Genomic DNA, 18155 nt, shown 5'->3' with positions numbered 1-18155 from the left:
AGCTGTATCGATGGTCAATGCGAACGCCACCGCGTCACGCTCCTATCGCGCGATCTGGCGATGGCATTTCTATGCCGGCCTCTTCGTCGCCCCGTTCCTGCTGATCCTCAGCGTGACCGGCGCGATCTATCTGTTCAACGACGAGATCGACGACGCGCTCTATCCCCAACGGCGCTTCGTCGCGGCCCATGCCGCCGCACAGCCTCCCTCGCAAATGGTGCGGGCGGCGCTGGATGCGCATCCCGGCACCGCCACGCGGATCGACCTGCCGGCGGCGGCAAACCGGCCGGCAGTGGTGTTCGTCACCCCGCCGCACGGCGACCCCGTCCGGGTCGCGGTCGATCCGGGCACGGGCACGGTACTGGGTTCGTTCGTCTATACCCGCACGCTCGTCGGGCTCGCCGATACGATACACGGCTCGCTGATGCTGGGAACATGGGGCAGCGTCGCGATGGAGCTGGCGGCATGCTGGGCGCTCGTCCTGATCGCCACCGGCCTGTACTTGTGGTGGCCGCGCGGACGGCGCAGGCTGGGCGGCATCCTCTATCCGCGGCTGCGGAACCGCGGCCGGCCGCTGTGGCGTGACCTGCATGCGACGACCGGCTTCTGGGCGACGGCGTTCATCGCCTTCCTGCTGCTGACCGGTCTGCCCTGGGCGCAGGTTCAGGGGCCGCTGCTCCAGTCGATCACGACCCGGCTTGGGATCGGCTATCCCGGCTCGCACTCCACCTATGGAGCGCCATCGAGCACGCCGATGAAGACGGCTCTGGGCGCCGCGCCGTGGACGATGGAGGCCGCACCGATGCCCGCCTCGTCGCCGGGCAGCGGCCATGCCGGGCATACCATGCCGGCCGGCCCGGTGGATCGATCCGCCATCGCCGGGCTCGACCGGGTCGCGGCGATGCTGGCGCAAGATTATGCGCTGCCCGGCGGTTACCGCCTCTTCCCGCCCGCCGGCCAGACCGGAGTCTACACCGCCTATACCTATCCCGATCGGCCGCAGGGACAGCGCAGCCTGTATTTCGACCGCTACAGCTTCCGCCTGATCCGCCAGGTCGGCTATCGCGACTATGGCGCGGCCGGCAAGGCGATCGAACTCGGCGTGCAGCTCCACATGGGCAATTACTTCGGACTGGCCAACCAGATCGTCATGCTGGCGACCTGCATCGCCATCGTCCTGCTGGTCGTCAGCGGCATCGCGATGTGGTGGAAGCGGCGGCCGACCGCCCGCCTGGCCGCCCCGCCGCGCACCCCCGATGCGCGCATCGGCGGCGCGATCGCGATCCTGGTCGTGGCGTCGATCCTGTTCCCGGTGCTGGGTGCGTCGGTGCTGGTCGTGGCGATCGTCGACCGGCTGATCCTCGCGGTGCGACGCCGCCGCGCTAGAAGCGGGTATCCAGCCCCAGCCTGAACGTTCGGGGGCGCAGCGGCGTCACCTGATCGCGCCCGGTGGTGAACGGTGTGCCCAGTGCGAAGCGGTTGCCCCGGACATCGGCGACGTTGGTGATGCCCGCTGTGATCCCGATGTCCCCCAGGCCGAGGCGCGCGGTAATGCCGGTATCAAGGTAGCTGCCCTGCTGTTGGCCGAGCACCGGGCCGACACCCAGGCGCGACGATCCGACATACCGGATCCAGCCGTCCACCTTCAGATCGGTGGCCGTTCCCAATCGGCGCCGATACGTCGCGCCGGTGCGTGCGGTAACCCGGGCGATGTTCGGTATCTGGCTCAACCGTGCCAGGATCTGCGCCCGCGTACTCGCCGGATCGACAGCCTGGCTTGCGACGAGATCGAACAGCCGCACGGTCGATGGATCGTCGATGCGGCCGTCATTGTACGACACCGCCCCCTCCAGCCGCAGGGCATCGCCGATCCGCGCGCCCACACTTGCCTCGACGGTCCAGAGCCGCCCGTCGCCGATGTTCGCGGTGCTGGGCAGTCCCGATCCGTCGATGAAGTCCGCCTGGATGTCCCGCCAAGACGTGTGCGCGACCGTCAGCGCGGCGTCGAGCCGCGACGTCCGCGCCCGTCCGGTGCGTATCCCGGCCTCGATCGTCGCCACCCGGTCGTTGCGGAACCGGCGAACGAAATCGCTCTCGATCGCAAGGCCGCCCGGCCGGAAGCCCTGCTGATAACGCAGGAACAGCTGCATCCTTCCGGTCAGATCGATCAGGGCGGCGGCGGACGGCAGGACGATCGTCTGGCTCCGTTGCGCGGTCATGGCCAGCGCCGCCGGTTCCAGCCGCAACGGCGCATCCTCGCCCTCGCCGCCCAGCACCGACCGCGTGACCCGCAGCCCGGCCGTCGTCAGCAGGCCGGGCAGCAGGCGTACGCTTCCTTCGCCGTACAGCGTCGCCTCGCGGATCGCGTTGACGACGCCGGTGGTCGGCTGCAACGCTCCCGGCGTACCACGGAGGCGGGTCAGCCGCGTTCGATTGTGGATGTAGCTGAACCCGGCGAGCCAGCCCGACCCGTCGGCGGCCGACGACCAGATCCGCGTCTCGTTCGCCTGCATCCGCGTGCGGTTCGCCTGCGCGAACAGTTGCACCGGTTCGCCCGGCGTCGTTGCGTCGTATCGTTCCATCAGGTCGTGGGCGGTCACGCCGGACGTCGAGCGGAACCGGACCCGCCCCAGCGATCCGGCGAGCACGATCTGCGCCTGCCCGAAATCGGCGCTGAAGCCTTCGGTCACCGGTGCCGAGCGGGTGAGCGGCCGCCCCTCGCGATCGGCATACTGGCTGTCGGCACCGCGGATACGCTGGCCGATCCCGATCATCTCGACGCTCCAGTCGTGGGCAAGATCCAGGTGCGCGGCGGCCCTGCCGCCCTCGATCCGGGTGCGGTTCACGTCGGTGCGATCGAGCAACGGCTTGTCGATATAGCCGCCCTCGCTCGCGGCATTGGCGACGATCCGGACGGCCAGTCGGTCCGTCACCACCGGCAGGTTGGCGACCAGCTGCGCATCCGCCCCGGGCGATCCGTGCGTGGTTGCCGATCCGCCCAGCACGGCCGATCCGGCGAATCGCGAAGGATCGGGCGCGTTGGGCACCAGCCGGATCAATCCGCCCAGCGACCCCGCTCCGTACAACGTCCCCTGTGGCCCTTCCAACACCTCGACAGCGGCGAGATCGGCCAGCCGCAGGTCGGGATCGGGGGCATTGTAGCTGAGCCGCAGGTCGCCGAAATACTGGCCCACGGTCGCCTGGGTCGGCCCGGTGAAGCTGGAATCGGCGATGCCGCGAATGAACAGCTTGTTGCGGCCCGCCCCCAGATAGGTGGAGGCGACGCTGGTCAGCCGGTCGGCCAGCCGATCGGTGCCGCCCGCGCCGCCGAACTCCAGGTCGATCCCGGCAACGCGCGCATACTGGCCGGCAAAATGATCGCGCGTCGTGTCGCGCTTGCTGGCGGTGACGACGATGTCGCCGCCCGGGTCGGCGGCGGGTTCGGGTAGCGGAGCGACGGGTGCGGGTTTGGGCCGCGGCGCTGCACGGCGGCGCGGGATCAGCCGCCAGCTGTCCGGGCCGATCACGATCACCTCCGCCCCCGCCCGGCGCGCGATGACGGATAGTGCCTGCGCGGCTTCCCACCGGCCACGAAGCGCGGGCACACGCTGTCGCCATAGCCGCCCTTCCGGCACCACGACGCTGACCCGCGCGACCCTGCCGAGCGCCATCACCTGCCCACCGACCGTGCCGGCGGGCAGGTCGATCGCGATCGTCTGGGCGATTGCCGGGGCGGACGACATCATCGCCACCATGGCCGCACCTGCGACCGCGGCTCGGATCACCGATGCGCCTCCAGCGTCCAGCCGCCATCGTCCTGCCGCACCGACACGTCCAGCAACTGTCCCAGCAGTGTCGGCCGATCCTTCAGCGTCTGGGTGTCCAGCGTACCGCGGAACGTCCGCCGCGCGATTGCCGGCGCCGCTTTTACCGGCCAGCCCAGCTGGCGAGACAGGTCTGCCGCCACCTCGTCCAACGACGCCCCGTCGAACGACAGCCGTCCCTGCTGCCAGCCTCCGATATCCGCCGGATCGATCGATCCGCGCACCAGCGACGCGCCGCGGGCGATCACCGTCTGCCCCGGATCCAGCCGCAACGCGGCGCCGTCCGGATCCACCATCACCGCACCCTCCGCGACGGCGACGCGGGTATTGCCGCCCGCCTTCTTCACGTTGAACACCGTGCCCAGATCGACCAGCCGCAATGCCCCGACCTGTACCGCGAACGGACGGTCGGCATCGTGCCGAACCCGGAACAGCATCTCGCCCCGCTCCACCGTCGCCACCCGTGGATCGTCATGGTCCAGCCGCACCGCCGATGCGCCGGCCAGCACGATGCGGCTGCCGTCGGCCAGCGTCAGCGTGCGCTGCTCCCCCGCCGCGGTCTCGATCGTATAGGGCCGCGGACCCTCGTTCCACAGACCTAGCCCGACCGCACCGACCAGCGCAGCGGCGATCGCGCCACCGAACCATCGTCCCACAGACCGGCGAGACCGGCGAGACCGGCTGGCGAGGTCAGGATCATCGTCGTTCGCGGCGGGCGTCAGCTCGGCCAGCGCCTGCTCGGCATCCTGCAACGCCGTCACCGCCCGGTCATAACGCGCGGACCGACCGGCATCGCCCTCCAGCCACGTCGTGAAAGCGTCCCAGTCGGCGTCGGGCTCGGTCATGCGGATCGCCCAGTCGATCGCCTCGTCATCTTCGTCGGCCATCACAACCGCTCCTTAAGGTCGATCAGTGCGCGACAGGCCAGACGCAGATCACTTTCGACGGTGCTGATGCTGATCCCCAGCTCGGCCGCCACCACGCGTTGGGCCACGCCATCGATGCGGACCCGCCGGAAGACCGTTTCCTTGCGAGTTCCGAGCGCCGCCAGCGCGGCAGCGACCACCGCGGCTTCCTGCCGCGCCGCGACCGCGCGGTCGACGGAGGGCTCTTCGTCGACCAGTTGGTCGGACCATGCCTGATCGCGTCGCTCCGCCTGCCGGCGGGCACGGTAGCGATCGATCATCAGCGTGTCCGCAGCCCGGAACAGATAGGCAAGCGGATTGCCGATCGGCCCCTCCATCCGCCCCGCCACTTTCAGCCAGAGGTCATGGACCAGATCCTCGGCCGCATCCCCCGCCCCGCGCGCCAGCAGGAAGCGGACCAGCTTGTCGCGATTGGCGAGGAAGACGGCCTCGATCCCTGTGGGAGACCCGGGGGGCGGCATGGCGTTGACCGGTCGAATGGTGCAGAGGACGGCCCCTCTAGCGGATCCCGACGGAGGAAAGAAGACGCTCCGCCCGGGATCGGGGCGCAGGGCGGGAACACCGCACAGGCTGGAGGAGCGCACCTTCCCGTCGTCCTAGAACGCGAACTGCAGCGCCGCGCGCGCCGACAGCGCGACGTCACCCAGCCGCTGCTCGGCGCCTACCTCGCCGCTCAGCCGCACCTCGGTGGTGCCGGTGATCGCGCGGATCCGGCCGGTCCACCCGCCGCCCCGCTCCTCGGGGTCGAGCGTGAAGGCGGTGCCGCTGCCGAAGCTGGCGGTGGTGCGACCCAGTGCCCCGGCGATCCGCTCGCGCCGGCCGCCTTCCAGCTCGATCCGGCTCCACTGATCGTACCGGTTGTCGCCGCCGAAGTTGATGCCTGCCGCCAGCGTGGCGGATACCGCCAGCTCGTCGCTGCTGCGCTTCCTCACGGTCAGGTCGTATGCCGTGCCGCCCCCCGTCTCGCGATACGCATCCTCGTTGAGCTTGTAGTAGTCGAGGGCGATGATGGGGCGCAGGCTGAACTGTCCGACGACGTGCTCGTACGACACCGCGCCCGCGCCCGAGTAGAGCATACCGTTCCAGTCGGCGACGGCGCGGCGCTGCACCGCCTCGGAACCGATCGTCCCGTCGAACTGGCGTCGGGCGTCGAACGACAGGAACGCTGCCGATCCGCGTACCTGTGCGGCAAATCCGCCCCAGTGGCCACGCCAGAAACCGGCCAGTTCGTACTGGCTGTGATTGACCCGGTTGACGGCCAGCCCTTCGTTGTCACGCCCGCGCAGATAGGCGAGCGAGACACCGAAATTGCCCATCTGCGACTTGCGTTCCAGCCCGCCGCTGAGACCCCAGCCGCGCACGTCGTAGCTGGTGGTGCTGCGCGTCCCCTTCGACGCGTCCCAGCCGACCGGGGTCAGCCACATGCCCCAGGTGCCTTCCTCGGTGAACTCGCCGGCGGGTTCGCGCAGCTGCCCCGCCGCCGCGCGGGAGGCCAGGGTCACGCTCTCGAACACGCCGCCGGCGTAGTTGGGCAGCATCTGCGCGATCGCGTTGCGGAACTCGCCGCCGTCGTAGAGGCCCCGGATCGCCGCGGCGACCTTCGCATCGCTGCCGATCGCGGCATCGATCGCGTCGAAGGCGCCGGCACCGGCCGCGTTCAGGCCCAGTTCGCTCCGCAGCTTGCGCACCACGTCGACGGTGATCTCGTTCGCCGCCCCGGCGACGATCGCGCCCTTGTACAGGAACGGCACCGCAGCCGAGGCCAGCGTCAGGTTCGTCGCGCCGGTCAGCGTACCCGATCGCAGCACGACATAGCGCCCGGCAATGTCGGTCCCGCCGGTCACGCGCAGCGCCAGCTGGCTGTTCGCGCCGATCGTCGTGGCACCGGCCACCTGGATCAGGTTGCCGGTCGGGTTCGCCTTGTCGAGGGCGACGCTGAGGATCGACTGGTCGCCGAGCGACAGCGATCCGATCGTTCCACCCCCGCTCGCGGCGAAGGTGCCGCCACCGGCCGCGACCGTCACCGCCAGGTTGCCGGCATTGACCAGCCGCCCCGCAAACACGCCCTTGCCGGTGATGGCGAGCACGTCCTGCCCGCCGCCGGCGAAATCGGCGATCCCGTCGAACCGCGCGGTACCGCCGATCGCCAGCGTGTCGACACCGCCGCCGAAGGTCGCGGTGCCGGCGAAGGTGCTGGCGCCGCTCATGTCCAGGCGGTTGTTGCCGCCGCCGAACGACACCTCACCCGATACGGCACCGGCACCCAGGTCCAGACGGTCGCTGCCCGCACCGAAGCGGATCGCTCCGGTGATCGCCGGTGCGGCGGCGCCGGTCGCGGCGGTCTGGCGGATCACCGCGCCGCTGGTGTTCGCCGACAGGTCGATTGCGATCGACCGGCTGGCATCCGTACCCGCCGCACCGATGGTGCCGCTGTTCTCGATCAGCGTTACGCCACCGGTCCGGTCGAGGATGGCCACGGCGGTGGCCCCGGTCGCCGTTGCCCGGATCGTTCCGGTGTTGCGGATGATCGGAACCGCCGCGCCGCTGTCGATCAGGATCGCCGCCGACCGGGTATCGGCCACGCCGCCGCCCGCCGCGCCCACCGTACCGGTGATGCGCAGCTCTGGCGTGGTCGATCCCGCGCCGAACCGGATGCCGGTGGCTGCCGCCCCGACCGCCGATGCCTGCACCGCGCCGCCGATCGCGACGCCCTGCGCGATCGTCACGCCGCCGCCCAGCCCGCCGATCGCCAGCGCGGTCGCCGTGTTGCCGCTATAGACCCCGCTGGCGGTCACCTTGCCATTGACGACCAGTCCAGCCGCCGGGTTCGCGCCCGACACCGCCCCGATCGTCACCGCCCGGCCGGCCGCCCCGATCTGGAACGCGGGCGCCGAGCCGAAGGTGACGATGTCGGCGACCTTGCCGGTGGCGTTGGACAGCGTGATGCCACCGGCGACGTCGCCACCGACGATCAGTGCCGATCCACCCTGGAGCAGGTCGTCGGCATCCAGCTTCGACACGTCGGCGGGGGCCACCGTCGAGCGAAAACCGGTCGATCCGATCAGCCCCTCGATCACCAGCGCGCCGCCGATATTGCCGTCCAGCCTTGCGCCGACTGCGTCGCGCCCAACCGCGGTGATCGTGCCGCCCAGCGTCACCGTGCCGGTCACCGCTTCTGCGCGCACGCCGACGCTGCGATCGCCGGTCACGATCGTCTTGCCGGCATGGGTCAGGTTCCCGGTCAGCGTGCCACCCAGGAACAGCCCGGCGGAGTCGTTGCCCTCCACCGTGATCTCGCCGGCATTGGAAATCGTCCCGGTGAACGCGCCGGCCGTCCGGATTCCGGTGCGGCCGGTGCCCTGCGCGAACGGGCCGTCCAGATCGCCGTCCTTGTCGGCATCCGTCGCCGTGTAGGTTTCATCGACGATGATCTTGCCAGTATTGGTGATGTCGCCACGCACGCCCGACTGCGCCAGGATACCGGTCGCGCCGTTGGCATCGGTAATCTGGATCGTGCCGGCGTTGGCGACATTGTTGTTGCTGTCGACCGTCACCGCGGTGCCGCTCGCCGGCGCCACGCTGCCGGCGGCCACGATGCTGATGTTGTCCGCCGCCCCGTTCCTGACGGTGGAGGTGCGCACCGCCGTCGTCCGCTTGGTGTCGATCACCGTCTGGCCGGCGGCGGAGGTGGCGGCGACCAGGGAAAGCGTGGCTGAGGAGGCAAGGAGCAGGCGGTACACGGATGGAATCCCCTTCGGATGTCTTCTGACACCCAGACGGAGACGCGGCGCCGAACCCTTGGTCGAGCGAGATGCTACACCCGGATCGGTGCCGGCCTGCCGCAGGGGTCGACCGACACCATCACGAACTCTGCCGTGGCGGCGCAGTGACGCACCCCGGTCAGCAACACCTCCGACCACAGGGCTACGTTCACGCGCATCGAGCTGCGCCCCGTCATCGTCACCGTCGCGATCACCTCGGTCATGTCGCCCTCGCGTACCGGCGTGCGGAAATCGATCCGGTCGGATGCCGCCATCACCATCACTGCTCGCGACGCGCGGGTCGCCGCGATGAACGCGCCCTTGCCCAGCATGCGCAGCGCGTCGCCGCCGAACAGCGTACCGTAGTGGTTGGTCTGCGGTGGGAACACCATGTCCATCATCCGAACCGTGCCGTCGTCGGGCTCCGGAGGATCGGGCGACAGCGGTGGCAGCGGCAGCACCGTCGTCTCTCCCCTGACGGCGACCAGAGTGAACCGGCCGCGCGTGCACAGCCTGCGCTCTCCGGTCAGCAACGCCTCGGCGACCAGATCGACCTCGACGTCGCAGGCACTGGTGCCGACACGGACCACCCGGCCCGTCGCCTCGACCAGCTCGCCCTTCAGCGCCGGCGCGGCGAAGTCGATGCGCTCGCAGGCCGCGGTGACGAAGGATGCGCGGCCGTGGCGTGATGCGGCGAGGAAGGCCACCTTGTCCATATGGGCGAGCGCCACGCCGCCGAACAGCGTGCCGTGATGGTTGGTGTCGCCCGGAAAGATCATGTCGATCAGCCGAACGGCGCCGCCCGCCGCGGACGCATCCTTCGTTGTCATGCGATCAGGCCCCCGCCGCCACGTCCGTGCGCAGCAGCCGTGCCGCGGTCACCATCGCCTCGATCGCGGGCTTCACCTCCGCCCATTTGCGCGTCTTCAACCCGCAATCCGGGTTCACCCACAGCTGCTCGGGCCGCAGATGCCGGCGAGCGAGCCGCATCAATTCGACCATCTCCTCGCTGGACGGCACGCGCGGCGCGTGGATGTCGTACACGCCGGGCCCGATTGCGCTGGGATAGCGATACAGCGCGAACCCCTCCAGCAACTCCATCTGCGAGCGGGCCGTCTCGATCGAGATCACGTCGGTGTCCATCGCCCCGATCGACGGCAGGATGTCGTTGAACTCCGAATAACACATGTGCGTGTGGATCTGGGTTTCGTCAGCCACGCCGGCGGCGGACAGGCGAAAGCAGGCGACCGCCCAGTCCAGATAGTGGCTCCACTCTCCCCGGCGCAGCGGCAGCCCCTCGCGCAGTGCCGCCTCGTCGATCTGGATCGCTTTCGCACCCGCCGCTTCCAGGTCCATCACCTCGTCGCGGATCGCGAGCGCGATCTGACGGCAGCTCGCCGCCCGCGGCTGGTCGTCGCGCACGAAGGACCAGTTCAGGATCGTGACCGGCCCAGTCAGCATGCCCTTCACCGGGCGATCGGTCAGCCCCTGCGCATATCGCCACCAGTCGACCGTCATCGGCGCCGGCCGCGACACGTCGCCGAACAGGATCGGCGGCCGCACGCAACGCGAGCCGTAGCTCTGCACCCATCCGCCGACGGTGAACGCGAAGCCGGACAGCCGCTCGCCGAAATACTGCACCATGTCGTTGCGCTCGAACTCGCCGTGAACGAGCATGTCGAGCCCGACCTCTTCCTGCCAGCGGATCGCCCGCTCCGTCTCCTCGCGCAGGAACCGATCATAGGCGGCATCGTCCAGTCGCCCGCGCAGATGCTCGGCCCGCATGTGGCGGACCTCCGCGGTCTGCGGGAACGATCCGATCGTCGTCGTGGGATAGGCTGGCAGGTCGAGCACGGCCGCCTGCGCGGCGGTCCGGGCGGCGTGGCCGGATTGCCGCTCCGCCATGTCCGGCGTCACCGCGGCGACCCGCCCGGCAACGGCGGCATCGTGGATACGCGGCGAGGTAAGGCGCGCCGCTGCCGCGGTCGATGCGATCGCCAGTGCGCCGGCGACGCTGTCGCGCCCTTCGTTCAGCGCGCGCTTCAGCACGGCCAGTTCCTCGATCTTCTGAACCGCGAACGCCAGCCATTGTGCGATCTCCGGGTCCAGCCGGGTCTCCGACGCCAGGTCGACCGGAACGTGCAGCAGCGAGCAGGACGGGGCCAGCACCACGTTGCGGGTCGCGGCGATCGGCTCCAGCCGGTCGAGGAGCCGCTCCAGATCGGCACGCCAGACGTTGCGACCGTCCACGACACCCAGCGACAGCAGCAGCGATCGCGGTGCGGCAGCGAGTACCGCGTCGAGTTGCTCCGGCGCGCGGACCAGATCCACATGCAGCCCGGCGACCGGCAGCGCGGTAGCGAAGCCGAGATTGTCGCCCAGCGCCCCGAAATAGGTCGTCAGCATCAGCTTGACGCCCACCCGTGACAGCTTCGCATAGGCGCGGGTCAGAGCCCTCCGTTGCCGATCGTCGAGGTCGAGGACCAGCACCGGCTCGTCGATCTGCACCCAGTCCGCACCCGCTGCCGCCAGATGGCCCAGCACGACGGCATAGAGCCCCAGCACCTCGTCGAGGAAGTCGAACGGATCGACACCCTGCCCCTTCGCCAGGCTCAGCCAGGTCACCGGGCCCAGCAGCACCGGTCGCGTCTCGTACCCTTGCACCTTCGCCTCGCGATACTCGTCGACGATCTTGGGTGTGTTCAGCGCCAGGCGCCGCCCCGCCACCAGTTCGGGCACCATGTAATGGTAGTTCGTGTCGAACCACTTGGTCATCTCGCACGCGGTCAGGCTGGCCTGCGCGTGGCCGCATCCTTCGCCGTCCGGCGTCGTGCCGCGTGCCATCGCGAAATAGGTGGCGAGGCCGGCCTGCCCGTCGGCCGCGCCGTAGCGGGCGGGGACCGCGCCCAACATCACGCTGGTGTCCAGCACATGGTCGTAGAGCGAGAAGTCGTTGGATGGCAACCAGTCGGACCCCAGTGCATGCTGCCGTGCCCAGGCGGCGGTGCGCAGCGCGCCGGCGGCGGTCAGCAGGTCATCCTGCGTCGACTGGCCGGACCAGTATTTCTCGAGAGCGAACTTCAGTTCGCGGCGTGGGCCGATGCGCGGGAAGCCGAGCGTGGCGATCGTGACGGTCATGGTCTTCATACCCCGATGAAGGGCGAGGAAGACGGATGGTCACAGACAGGCTGCACGAATCGGCAGGGCCGGCCGCGCGCATGCAAGCGGCCAGCCCGGGATCCCCGCCGGTGGACGTTATCGCGTCGAAGGCAGGTCTCCTGGCTCGCGGGTCGTCATGGCGGTCTGGCCTTCCCGGCGATTCGCACCGCCAGTGACACGTATCGACCGCCACTCGCCGCTTACAGTTGCGGGGGCAGCGCCGGCATTGAACCGTGATCCTGAAAGGAGGTCCGCACCGGCTTCCCGTCTTAGCTTCGGCGCGCGAACGCGGCCGAAGAACCTTGACGGCGATGCATGTCCCAGCTTCGCGCCGACCGGTCAAGCATCATATAAAGAAATCTTTATATGATGCTTGGGAAGCGGTTTCGTTCGTGATAGTGCAATCGAAGCACAGGCCGCCAGCGGATCGCGTGCGACATGCCCTCGACTTCGCTCGGGGCGTGCGGGCGTGGATCGATCCCTTGTCACGATCTAGCGCGCCAGCAGCACACGGGCCTGCCCCGCCACCTGTGCCAGCATCGCGGTGCTGGGCGTGGCGGCATGCCGGGCGCGATCGATGATGGTCGTGAACTGCCCGACGCGCGGGGCATTGTCGGCCAGCCATGCCTCTACGGCGGCCTGCGGATCGGCCCCGGCCCGGCGCGACAGGAAGTCGAGCCGCAATTGCTCGAAGTCGCGGACCAATCCCGCCACCAGCAGGCGCTCCCATGGATCGGCGGGCGCCAGCCGCGCTGCGTGCGCCTGCGCCCAGTCGAGGCCCAGCGCCTGGCCGAGCCGGGTATAGGCGCGGGTCAGCGCCTCCTCACCCAGGCCCAGCTGCACGCCCAGATCGGCGAGACCGACGACGCCGTCCAGTTCGAACAGCCGGACGACGCGCGCCGCGATGTCGTCGGGCGCTCCTGTTTCGTGCAGTTGCGCGGCGATTCGCGCGCTGCCCGCGCGTGCCTCTTCCAGCAGCAGCGTCTCGGTTTGCCGGTCGAGCGTCGCGATGCCCTGCTCGACGCGCGCGACGATCGCGGCGATCCCGCCTTCGGCACGACCGATCCGCACCAGATCCGCGATGTGCGACCGGGCTGCCAACGCGACCTCGTCGAACAGCGCCAGGCGCGCCGGCTCGGGCATCGCCGCCGCCTCGATATCCGCCCACAGCGCGTTCAGCCCGAACAGCCGCTCCGCCGCGACGAACATCGCCGCGACGTCGGCCAGCCCGACGCCCTCCTCTTCCGCCAGTTCGAACGGCAGCAGGATGCCCAGGCGGTTGACCAGCCGGTTGGCCAGCTTGGTCGCGACGATCTCGCCGCGCAGGCGATGCTCGTCGATCGCCCTGGCGAACCGCTCGCGCATCGCCGCCGGGAACGCGGCGTGCAGGTCCGGTGCCAGCGCCTCGTCCAGCCCCAGTCCGCTCTGCTCGATCGCGTCCTGCAACGACAGCTTGGCAGTGGCGAGCAGCACGGCAAGCTCCGGCCGGGTCAACCCGCGTCCGTCCTGCCCGCGCCGGAGCAGTTCCTGATTGCCGGCCAGCCCCTCGACGCGCCGGTCCAGCCGGCCTGCCGCCTCGAACGTCTCGATCGCGCGGACGAAGCGCGGCATCGCCGTCGCGCCACCCCGCTCGGCGATCGACAGCGCCAGCGTCTGCAGGCGATTGTCCTCCAGCACCAGCCGCGCCACGTCGTCGGTCATGCTGGCGAGCAGGACGTTGCGGTCCCCTTCCGCCAGCCGGCCCTCGTTCATCTCGCGGTTCAGCGCGATCTTGATGTTCACCTCGTTGTCGGAACAGTCGACGCCTGCCGAATTGTCGATGAAGTCGGTGTTGATGCGTCCGCCCGCCGCGCTGAACGCGATCCGCGCCGCCTGGGTCACGCCCAGGTTCGCGCCCTCGCCGATCGCCGTGACCCGCAGTTCCTCGGCATCAACCCGAAGCCGGTCGTTGGCCGGATCGCCGACCGCGGCGTTGTTCTCCGCCGCCGCCTTCACATACGTGCCGATGCCGCCGAACCACAGCAGGTCGGCCGGCGCACGCAGGATTGCAGAGATCAACGCGGTCGGCTCCAGGCTGTCGGCATCGATGCCCAGGGCGGCGCCCACCTCCGGCGTGATCGCGATCGACTTGGCAGCGCGGCTGTGCACCCCGCCACCGGCCGATACCGGCGCCGCATAGTCCGCCCATGACGACCGCGGCAACGCGAACAGCCGCGCGCGCTCCTCGAACGACACGGCCGGATCGGGGTCCGGATCCAGGAAGATGTGGCGGTGATCGAACGCCGCCACCAGCTTGATCGTGCGGCTCAGCAGCATGCCGTTGCCGAACACGTCGCCCGACATGTCGCCGCAGCCGACGACGCTGATCGGGTCGGACTGCACGTCCACCCCGCGCTCGGCGAAATGTCGCTGGACGGAGACCCAGGCCCCCTTGGCGGTGATGCCCATCGCCTTGTGGTCATACCCCTGCGAACCGCCCGACGCGAACGCATCGCCCAGCCAGAAGCCGCGCTCCAGCGCCAGGGCGTTGGCCACGTCGCTGAACGTTGCGGTCCCCTTATCGGCGGCGACCACGAAATACGGGTCCTCGCCGTCCAGGATGCGCACATCGGCCGGGTGCGTCACCGTGCCGTCGACGATGTTGTCGGTGATCGACAGCAACGCGCGGATGAACACGCGGTAACTCTCGGTCCCCTCCGCCAGCCACGCGTCGCGATCGATCGCGGGCGACGGCAGCAGCTTGGGATAGAAGCCGCCCTTCGCCCCGGTCGGCACGATCACCGCATTCTTCACCCGCTGCGCCTTCATCAGGCCCAGAATCTCGGTGCGGAAATCGTCGCGCCGGTCCGACCAGCGCAAGCCACCGCGGGCGACCGGCCCGGCGCGCAGGTGGATACCCTCCACCCGCGGCGAATAGACCCATACCTCGCGCCAGGGCAGCGGCGCGGGCAGACCGGGGATCAGGCGGCTGTCCAGCTTGAACGCCAGCGCCTCCTGCCCTGCCGCGGCATAGGCGTTGGTCCGCAGGCACGCCTCGACGAAGCTGCGATATGCCCGCAGCACCCGGTCGTCGTCGATCGCCGATACCGCGTCCAGCCCGGCGTCCAGCGCAGCGTCGGCCGCGTCGGTGTCGCCCGCGGCCGGGCCATGCGCGGCGGCGAACCGCTCGATCAGCGCACGCGCGACGGCAGGCGCACGGCGCAGCGCGTCGACCACCGTCGTCAGGCCATAGGGCAGGCCGGCCTGGCGGAGATAGCGGAACCACGCGCGCAACAGCACCACGGCGTCCGGCGCCAGCCCGACCTCGACGATCAGCCGGTTGAACTCGTCGTTCTCGGCGCGACCCTCCAGCACCGCGGTGATCGCCCCTTCGAGGATGGCCGGGTCGCCGTCCTGCGCCGCCACGGCGTCGACCACGAAGTCGTGGACGAACGCGCCACTCGCCTCGCGCAGCCGGGTCGGCAACTCGCCGATCACCCGGAATCCGAAATTCTCCAGCACCGGCACCGCATCGGACAGCGCCAGCGCGCCACCCAGCTTGTAGACCTTCAGCTGGCGGTCCTCGCCCTCGGGGGCGGGCAGGATGCGGACGCCGCGTCCCTCGTCGGTGTCCAGCGCGGCGAGGCGCAGCACGTCCGCCGCCGCCTCCCCGGCGGTGCTGACGTTGCGGTAATTGGGCGGAAACGCATCCGCCCAGCGCAGTGCCAGCCGCGCGGCGCGCTGCGCCGGGACGATCTCCGCCAGCGCCGCCTCGACATCGGGCACCCAGCCGCGGACCATCCGCTCCAGCCGGCCGCCGAGCGCCTCTATATCGGGCAACGGCCGGCCGCGACCGACCGGCTCCAGCATGTACCGGATCAGTGCGACCTGGCCGTCCTCCAGCGCGATCGACCAGTTGAGCAGGTCCGCCCCCGCCGCCTCGGCCAGCATGTCCGCGATGGCGACGCGGCGCCCGGCGGTGACCTCGTCGCGCGGCAGCCAGACGAACCCGAACAGATGCCGGCCCAACGGCGACGGCACCAGCACCAGCGCCGGGCGCGGGCGGTCCGCGATCGACATCGCGGTCAGCGCCAGTTCCTCCAGCCGGTCGGCGTCCAGCGCGACGACGATGTCGTGCGGCAATGCCGTCAGTGCATGGGTCAGCGCCTTGCCCGCATGGCCGCGCGGGTCGAAGCCGAATTTCTCCTCCAGCGCGGTCAGCCGCGCTCGCAGCATCGGCACCGATCGCGGCTCGGCAGCCAGCGCGGCGCTGGTCCACAGGCCCATATGGATCGACAGGCCGGTCACCGCCCCGCCCTCGCGCAGCGGCATCACCACCAGGTCGATCGGCACGGCGCGGTGGACGCTGGCGATCAGGTTCGATTTCAGCAACAGCGGCGGCTGTCCGCCCCGCTCGAACCATTCCAGCGCCAGCTTGCGCGACCCATCGGCCAGGATCGGGCGCGGCTGGGTGTTGCGGGCGATGCCCAGCACGTCGACCGTCCCGTTGTCGCGATGCCACGTCTCGTGGCCGAGTAGGGTCAGCTTGCCGTCGAGAAACCAGCGGAGCAACGCGGCGCCCTCGCCCGACCATAATGCGTCGGCATCCTGCGCCAGCGTCCGCTTCAGCGCTTCCCAGTCGGTGACGGCGGCCCGCACATCGGCCAGCGCGGCGGCCAGGTCGGCCAGCAGGTCGCGCCGCTCGCGGGCATCGGCGCGTTCCATCTCCAGATAGATCATCGACTCGCGGGTCGGCCCCTCGCCCACCGATCGCAACAGGCCATCGGCATCGCGGACGACCGGCACGACCGGGTGGATGATGCGGTCGATCGCGATGTCGTGGCCGGTGATCGCGGCGGCGACCGAATCGACCAGGAACGGCATGTCGTCGTTGACGATCGCGACGCGCATCCGGCGATGCACGTCGTCGGTCGCGATCGGCTCCAGCGCGATGGCGGGCTCGCCGGGCACGCGCCGCTCGGCCGTGCTCGCTAGGAAGCGGGCGGCGGCCTCCGCCTCGGCAGGGCCGAAGTCGCGCAGTTCGCCGGGCAGCGCTCCCGCCGTCAGACGGCTGGCGAGCGCGGTGATGTTGGTATCCTTCTCCATGCCCGGCGTATGCGCCGGGTGGGCATGCTTCTCAAGGCTTGTGGGCGCCCGGCTCGTCGTCAGCCGCGCCGCAGGACGCGCTCGGCCAGCCCGGCATCGGCAACGCTGCCCACGATATCCAGCACCCCGTCCGCGCCCATTCGCGCCACCAGTATCACCGCGTCGCCGGCAGCCGCTTTCATCGACAATGGCAGCCGCGCCAGGACCGGCCGTTCGGCCAGTGCGATCGACGGCGCGGGCACCGCCGGTGCAGGTCGGCGCGCCTGGCGCTCGGCCGCGACGATCGCCTTGATGCCGCCCTCGAATCCTTCCAGGAAATTGGGCAGCCGCCCGACCGCGATGCCATGGCGACGGGCATGGCCCAGCACCGCGGCGAACTCGGCCAGGCGCGTCTTGTCGTAATCGGCGCCGAAGACCAGCTTCACCACCGGCGTCATCGGCGCGCGCGGCTGTACCGCGATGCCCGCCTCCGCCACCAGCCGCTGGTATCCGTCACGATCCGCATCGGCGGCCAGCGCGAAATCATGGGCGCGGCCCAGTGCGCGGTACAGCGTGGCGCGACTGCGCGTGTCGGCGGCACGCACCGCCGACGCGGTCTCGCGCGCCATCATCAGCGCATCGGCCAGCGTCCCCTCGGGCAGCGCCCGGACATCGGCCTCCGCGCCCGGACCGTCGGCCCAAACCGGCGCCTCAGGTGCGGTCACCGCCGGCGTCTCGCGCACGGCGGCGGCGAGTTCGGCATCGAGCCCGGCCTGGATCGCCGGCTCGGCGATCTCCTTCCAGTTGATGACGCCGTAGATGAAATCGATCGTCCCCGCCTCGGTCGACGAGAACGGCATCAGGATGCCGCGGTACAACGTCGTTCGCCCGCGCATGCTGACGAACTCGGCCTCGAACCCCACGGGCGCGCGGTTCGCGATGATCTGCAGATGGTGATCGGTCAGCCGCGACAGCAGCGATCGCGGCGGCACGTCGGCGACCCGGGTGATCGGTCCGTCCAGCGCACACTCCCCGGCCAGCCGCTCGCCCAGATAGACGATCACGGGATCGTCGACATCTTGCGCGAAGTCGAGCAACACGCCGTTCGATCCGAAATCGGCGGCGTGGGCGGGGTCGAGATCGGCGATCGTCGGGAACGGACGCCCCTTCAACAGCGAGACCCAGTGATTATAGGCACGCACGTGCATGCGCCGCTCGTCGCCGCCCAGCTCGAACAGCGCGTCGCCGCCCCCCGCATCGATCGCGTCCTCGGCGTCGAGCTCCAGCACTTCCGCTTCCTGGCGCATGTCCATCGGCCCCGTCATTTCCCGCCTTGTCAGAAGGCGCTTGTGGACCATCCGTGGTAAACGAGCCGTAAATCGGCGGCGCAGATACGCAGCCGCTTGTCAGCACGCCGATCC

The 18155-nt window shown here is 70.2% G+C and carries 9 protein-coding genes and 1 riboswitch; of the genes, 1 reads left to right on the top strand and 8 read right to left on the bottom strand.

Going from position 1 to position 18155, the window contains the following annotated elements; translation table 11 throughout:
* The first annotated feature begins 10 nt into the window (after positions 1-10).
* Positions 11-1411, top strand: coding sequence for a PepSY-associated TM helix domain-containing protein (locus tag ABC319_RS14835; RefSeq protein WP_413070962.1), 1401 nt, complete (start codon positions 11-13; stop codon positions 1409-1411).
* Here the strand turns inward: ABC319_RS14835 and ABC319_RS14830 are convergent.
* The 8 genes from ABC319_RS14830 to ABC319_RS14795 all read right to left on the bottom strand — a co-directional run bounded on the left by ABC319_RS14830 (position 1383) and on the right by ABC319_RS14795 (position 18047).
* Positions 1383-3785: a TonB-dependent receptor gene (locus ABC319_RS14830; RefSeq protein ID WP_413070961.1), complete on the bottom strand. Its 2403-nt coding sequence runs from the start codon at positions 3783-3785 to the stop codon at positions 1383-1385. The two genes, ABC319_RS14835 and ABC319_RS14830, sit on opposite strands and share 29 nt — an antisense overlap.
* A complete protein-coding gene (locus ABC319_RS14825; protein WP_413070960.1) occupies positions 3782-4711 on the bottom strand; it encodes a FecR family protein in 930 nt (309 codons plus the stop codon). Before ABC319_RS14825 ends, ABC319_RS14830 begins: the two co-directional genes overlap by 4 nt.
* On the bottom strand, positions 4711-5211 hold the full coding sequence (locus tag ABC319_RS14820) for an RNA polymerase sigma factor (protein WP_413070959.1): 501 nt from the start codon (positions 5209-5211) through the stop codon (positions 4711-4713). Before ABC319_RS14820 ends, ABC319_RS14825 begins: the two co-directional genes overlap by 1 nt.
* 135 nt (positions 5212-5346) lie before the next feature.
* Positions 5347-8490 carry an autotransporter outer membrane beta-barrel domain-containing protein gene (locus ABC319_RS14815; protein ID WP_413070958.1) on the bottom strand — a complete coding sequence of 1048 codons (3144 nt, stop codon included), beginning with the start codon at positions 8488-8490 and terminating at the stop codon, positions 5347-5349.
* A 74-nt stretch (positions 8491-8564) separates the two neighbouring features.
* Complete coding sequence (locus tag ABC319_RS14810) at positions 8565-9341, bottom strand: acyl-CoA thioesterase (RefSeq protein WP_413070957.1); 777 nt, start codon at positions 9339-9341, stop codon at positions 8565-8567.
* A gap of 4 nt (positions 9342-9345) precedes the next feature.
* Positions 9346-11649: a 5-methyltetrahydropteroyltriglutamate--homocysteine S-methyltransferase gene (gene metE / locus ABC319_RS14805; protein ID WP_413071712.1), complete on the bottom strand. Its 2304-nt coding sequence runs from the start codon at positions 11647-11649 to the stop codon at positions 9346-9348.
* Positions 11650-11762: 113 nt separating this feature from the next.
* Positions 11763-11990, bottom strand: a riboswitch (cobalamin riboswitch).
* Between the two features lie 172 nt (positions 11991-12162).
* A complete protein-coding gene (locus ABC319_RS14800) occupies positions 12163-16755 on the bottom strand; it encodes an NAD-glutamate dehydrogenase domain-containing protein (protein WP_413070956.1) in 4593 nt (1530 codons plus the stop codon).
* Positions 16756-16814: 59 nt separating this feature from the next.
* Entirely contained in the window at positions 16815-18047 is a 1233-nt protein-coding gene (locus ABC319_RS14795; protein WP_413070955.1) for a PAS domain-containing protein, read from the bottom strand.
* Positions 18048-18155 lie beyond the last annotated feature (108 nt).

It is taken from the genome of Sphingomonas phoenicis, assembly GCF_047238005.1.
In the GTDB taxonomy this organism is placed as follows: domain Bacteria; phylum Pseudomonadota; class Alphaproteobacteria; order Sphingomonadales; family Sphingomonadaceae; genus Sphingomonas.
The sequence above is the reverse complement of the archived record's forward strand: the minus strand, read 5'-3'. Positions and strand labels throughout refer to the sequence as shown.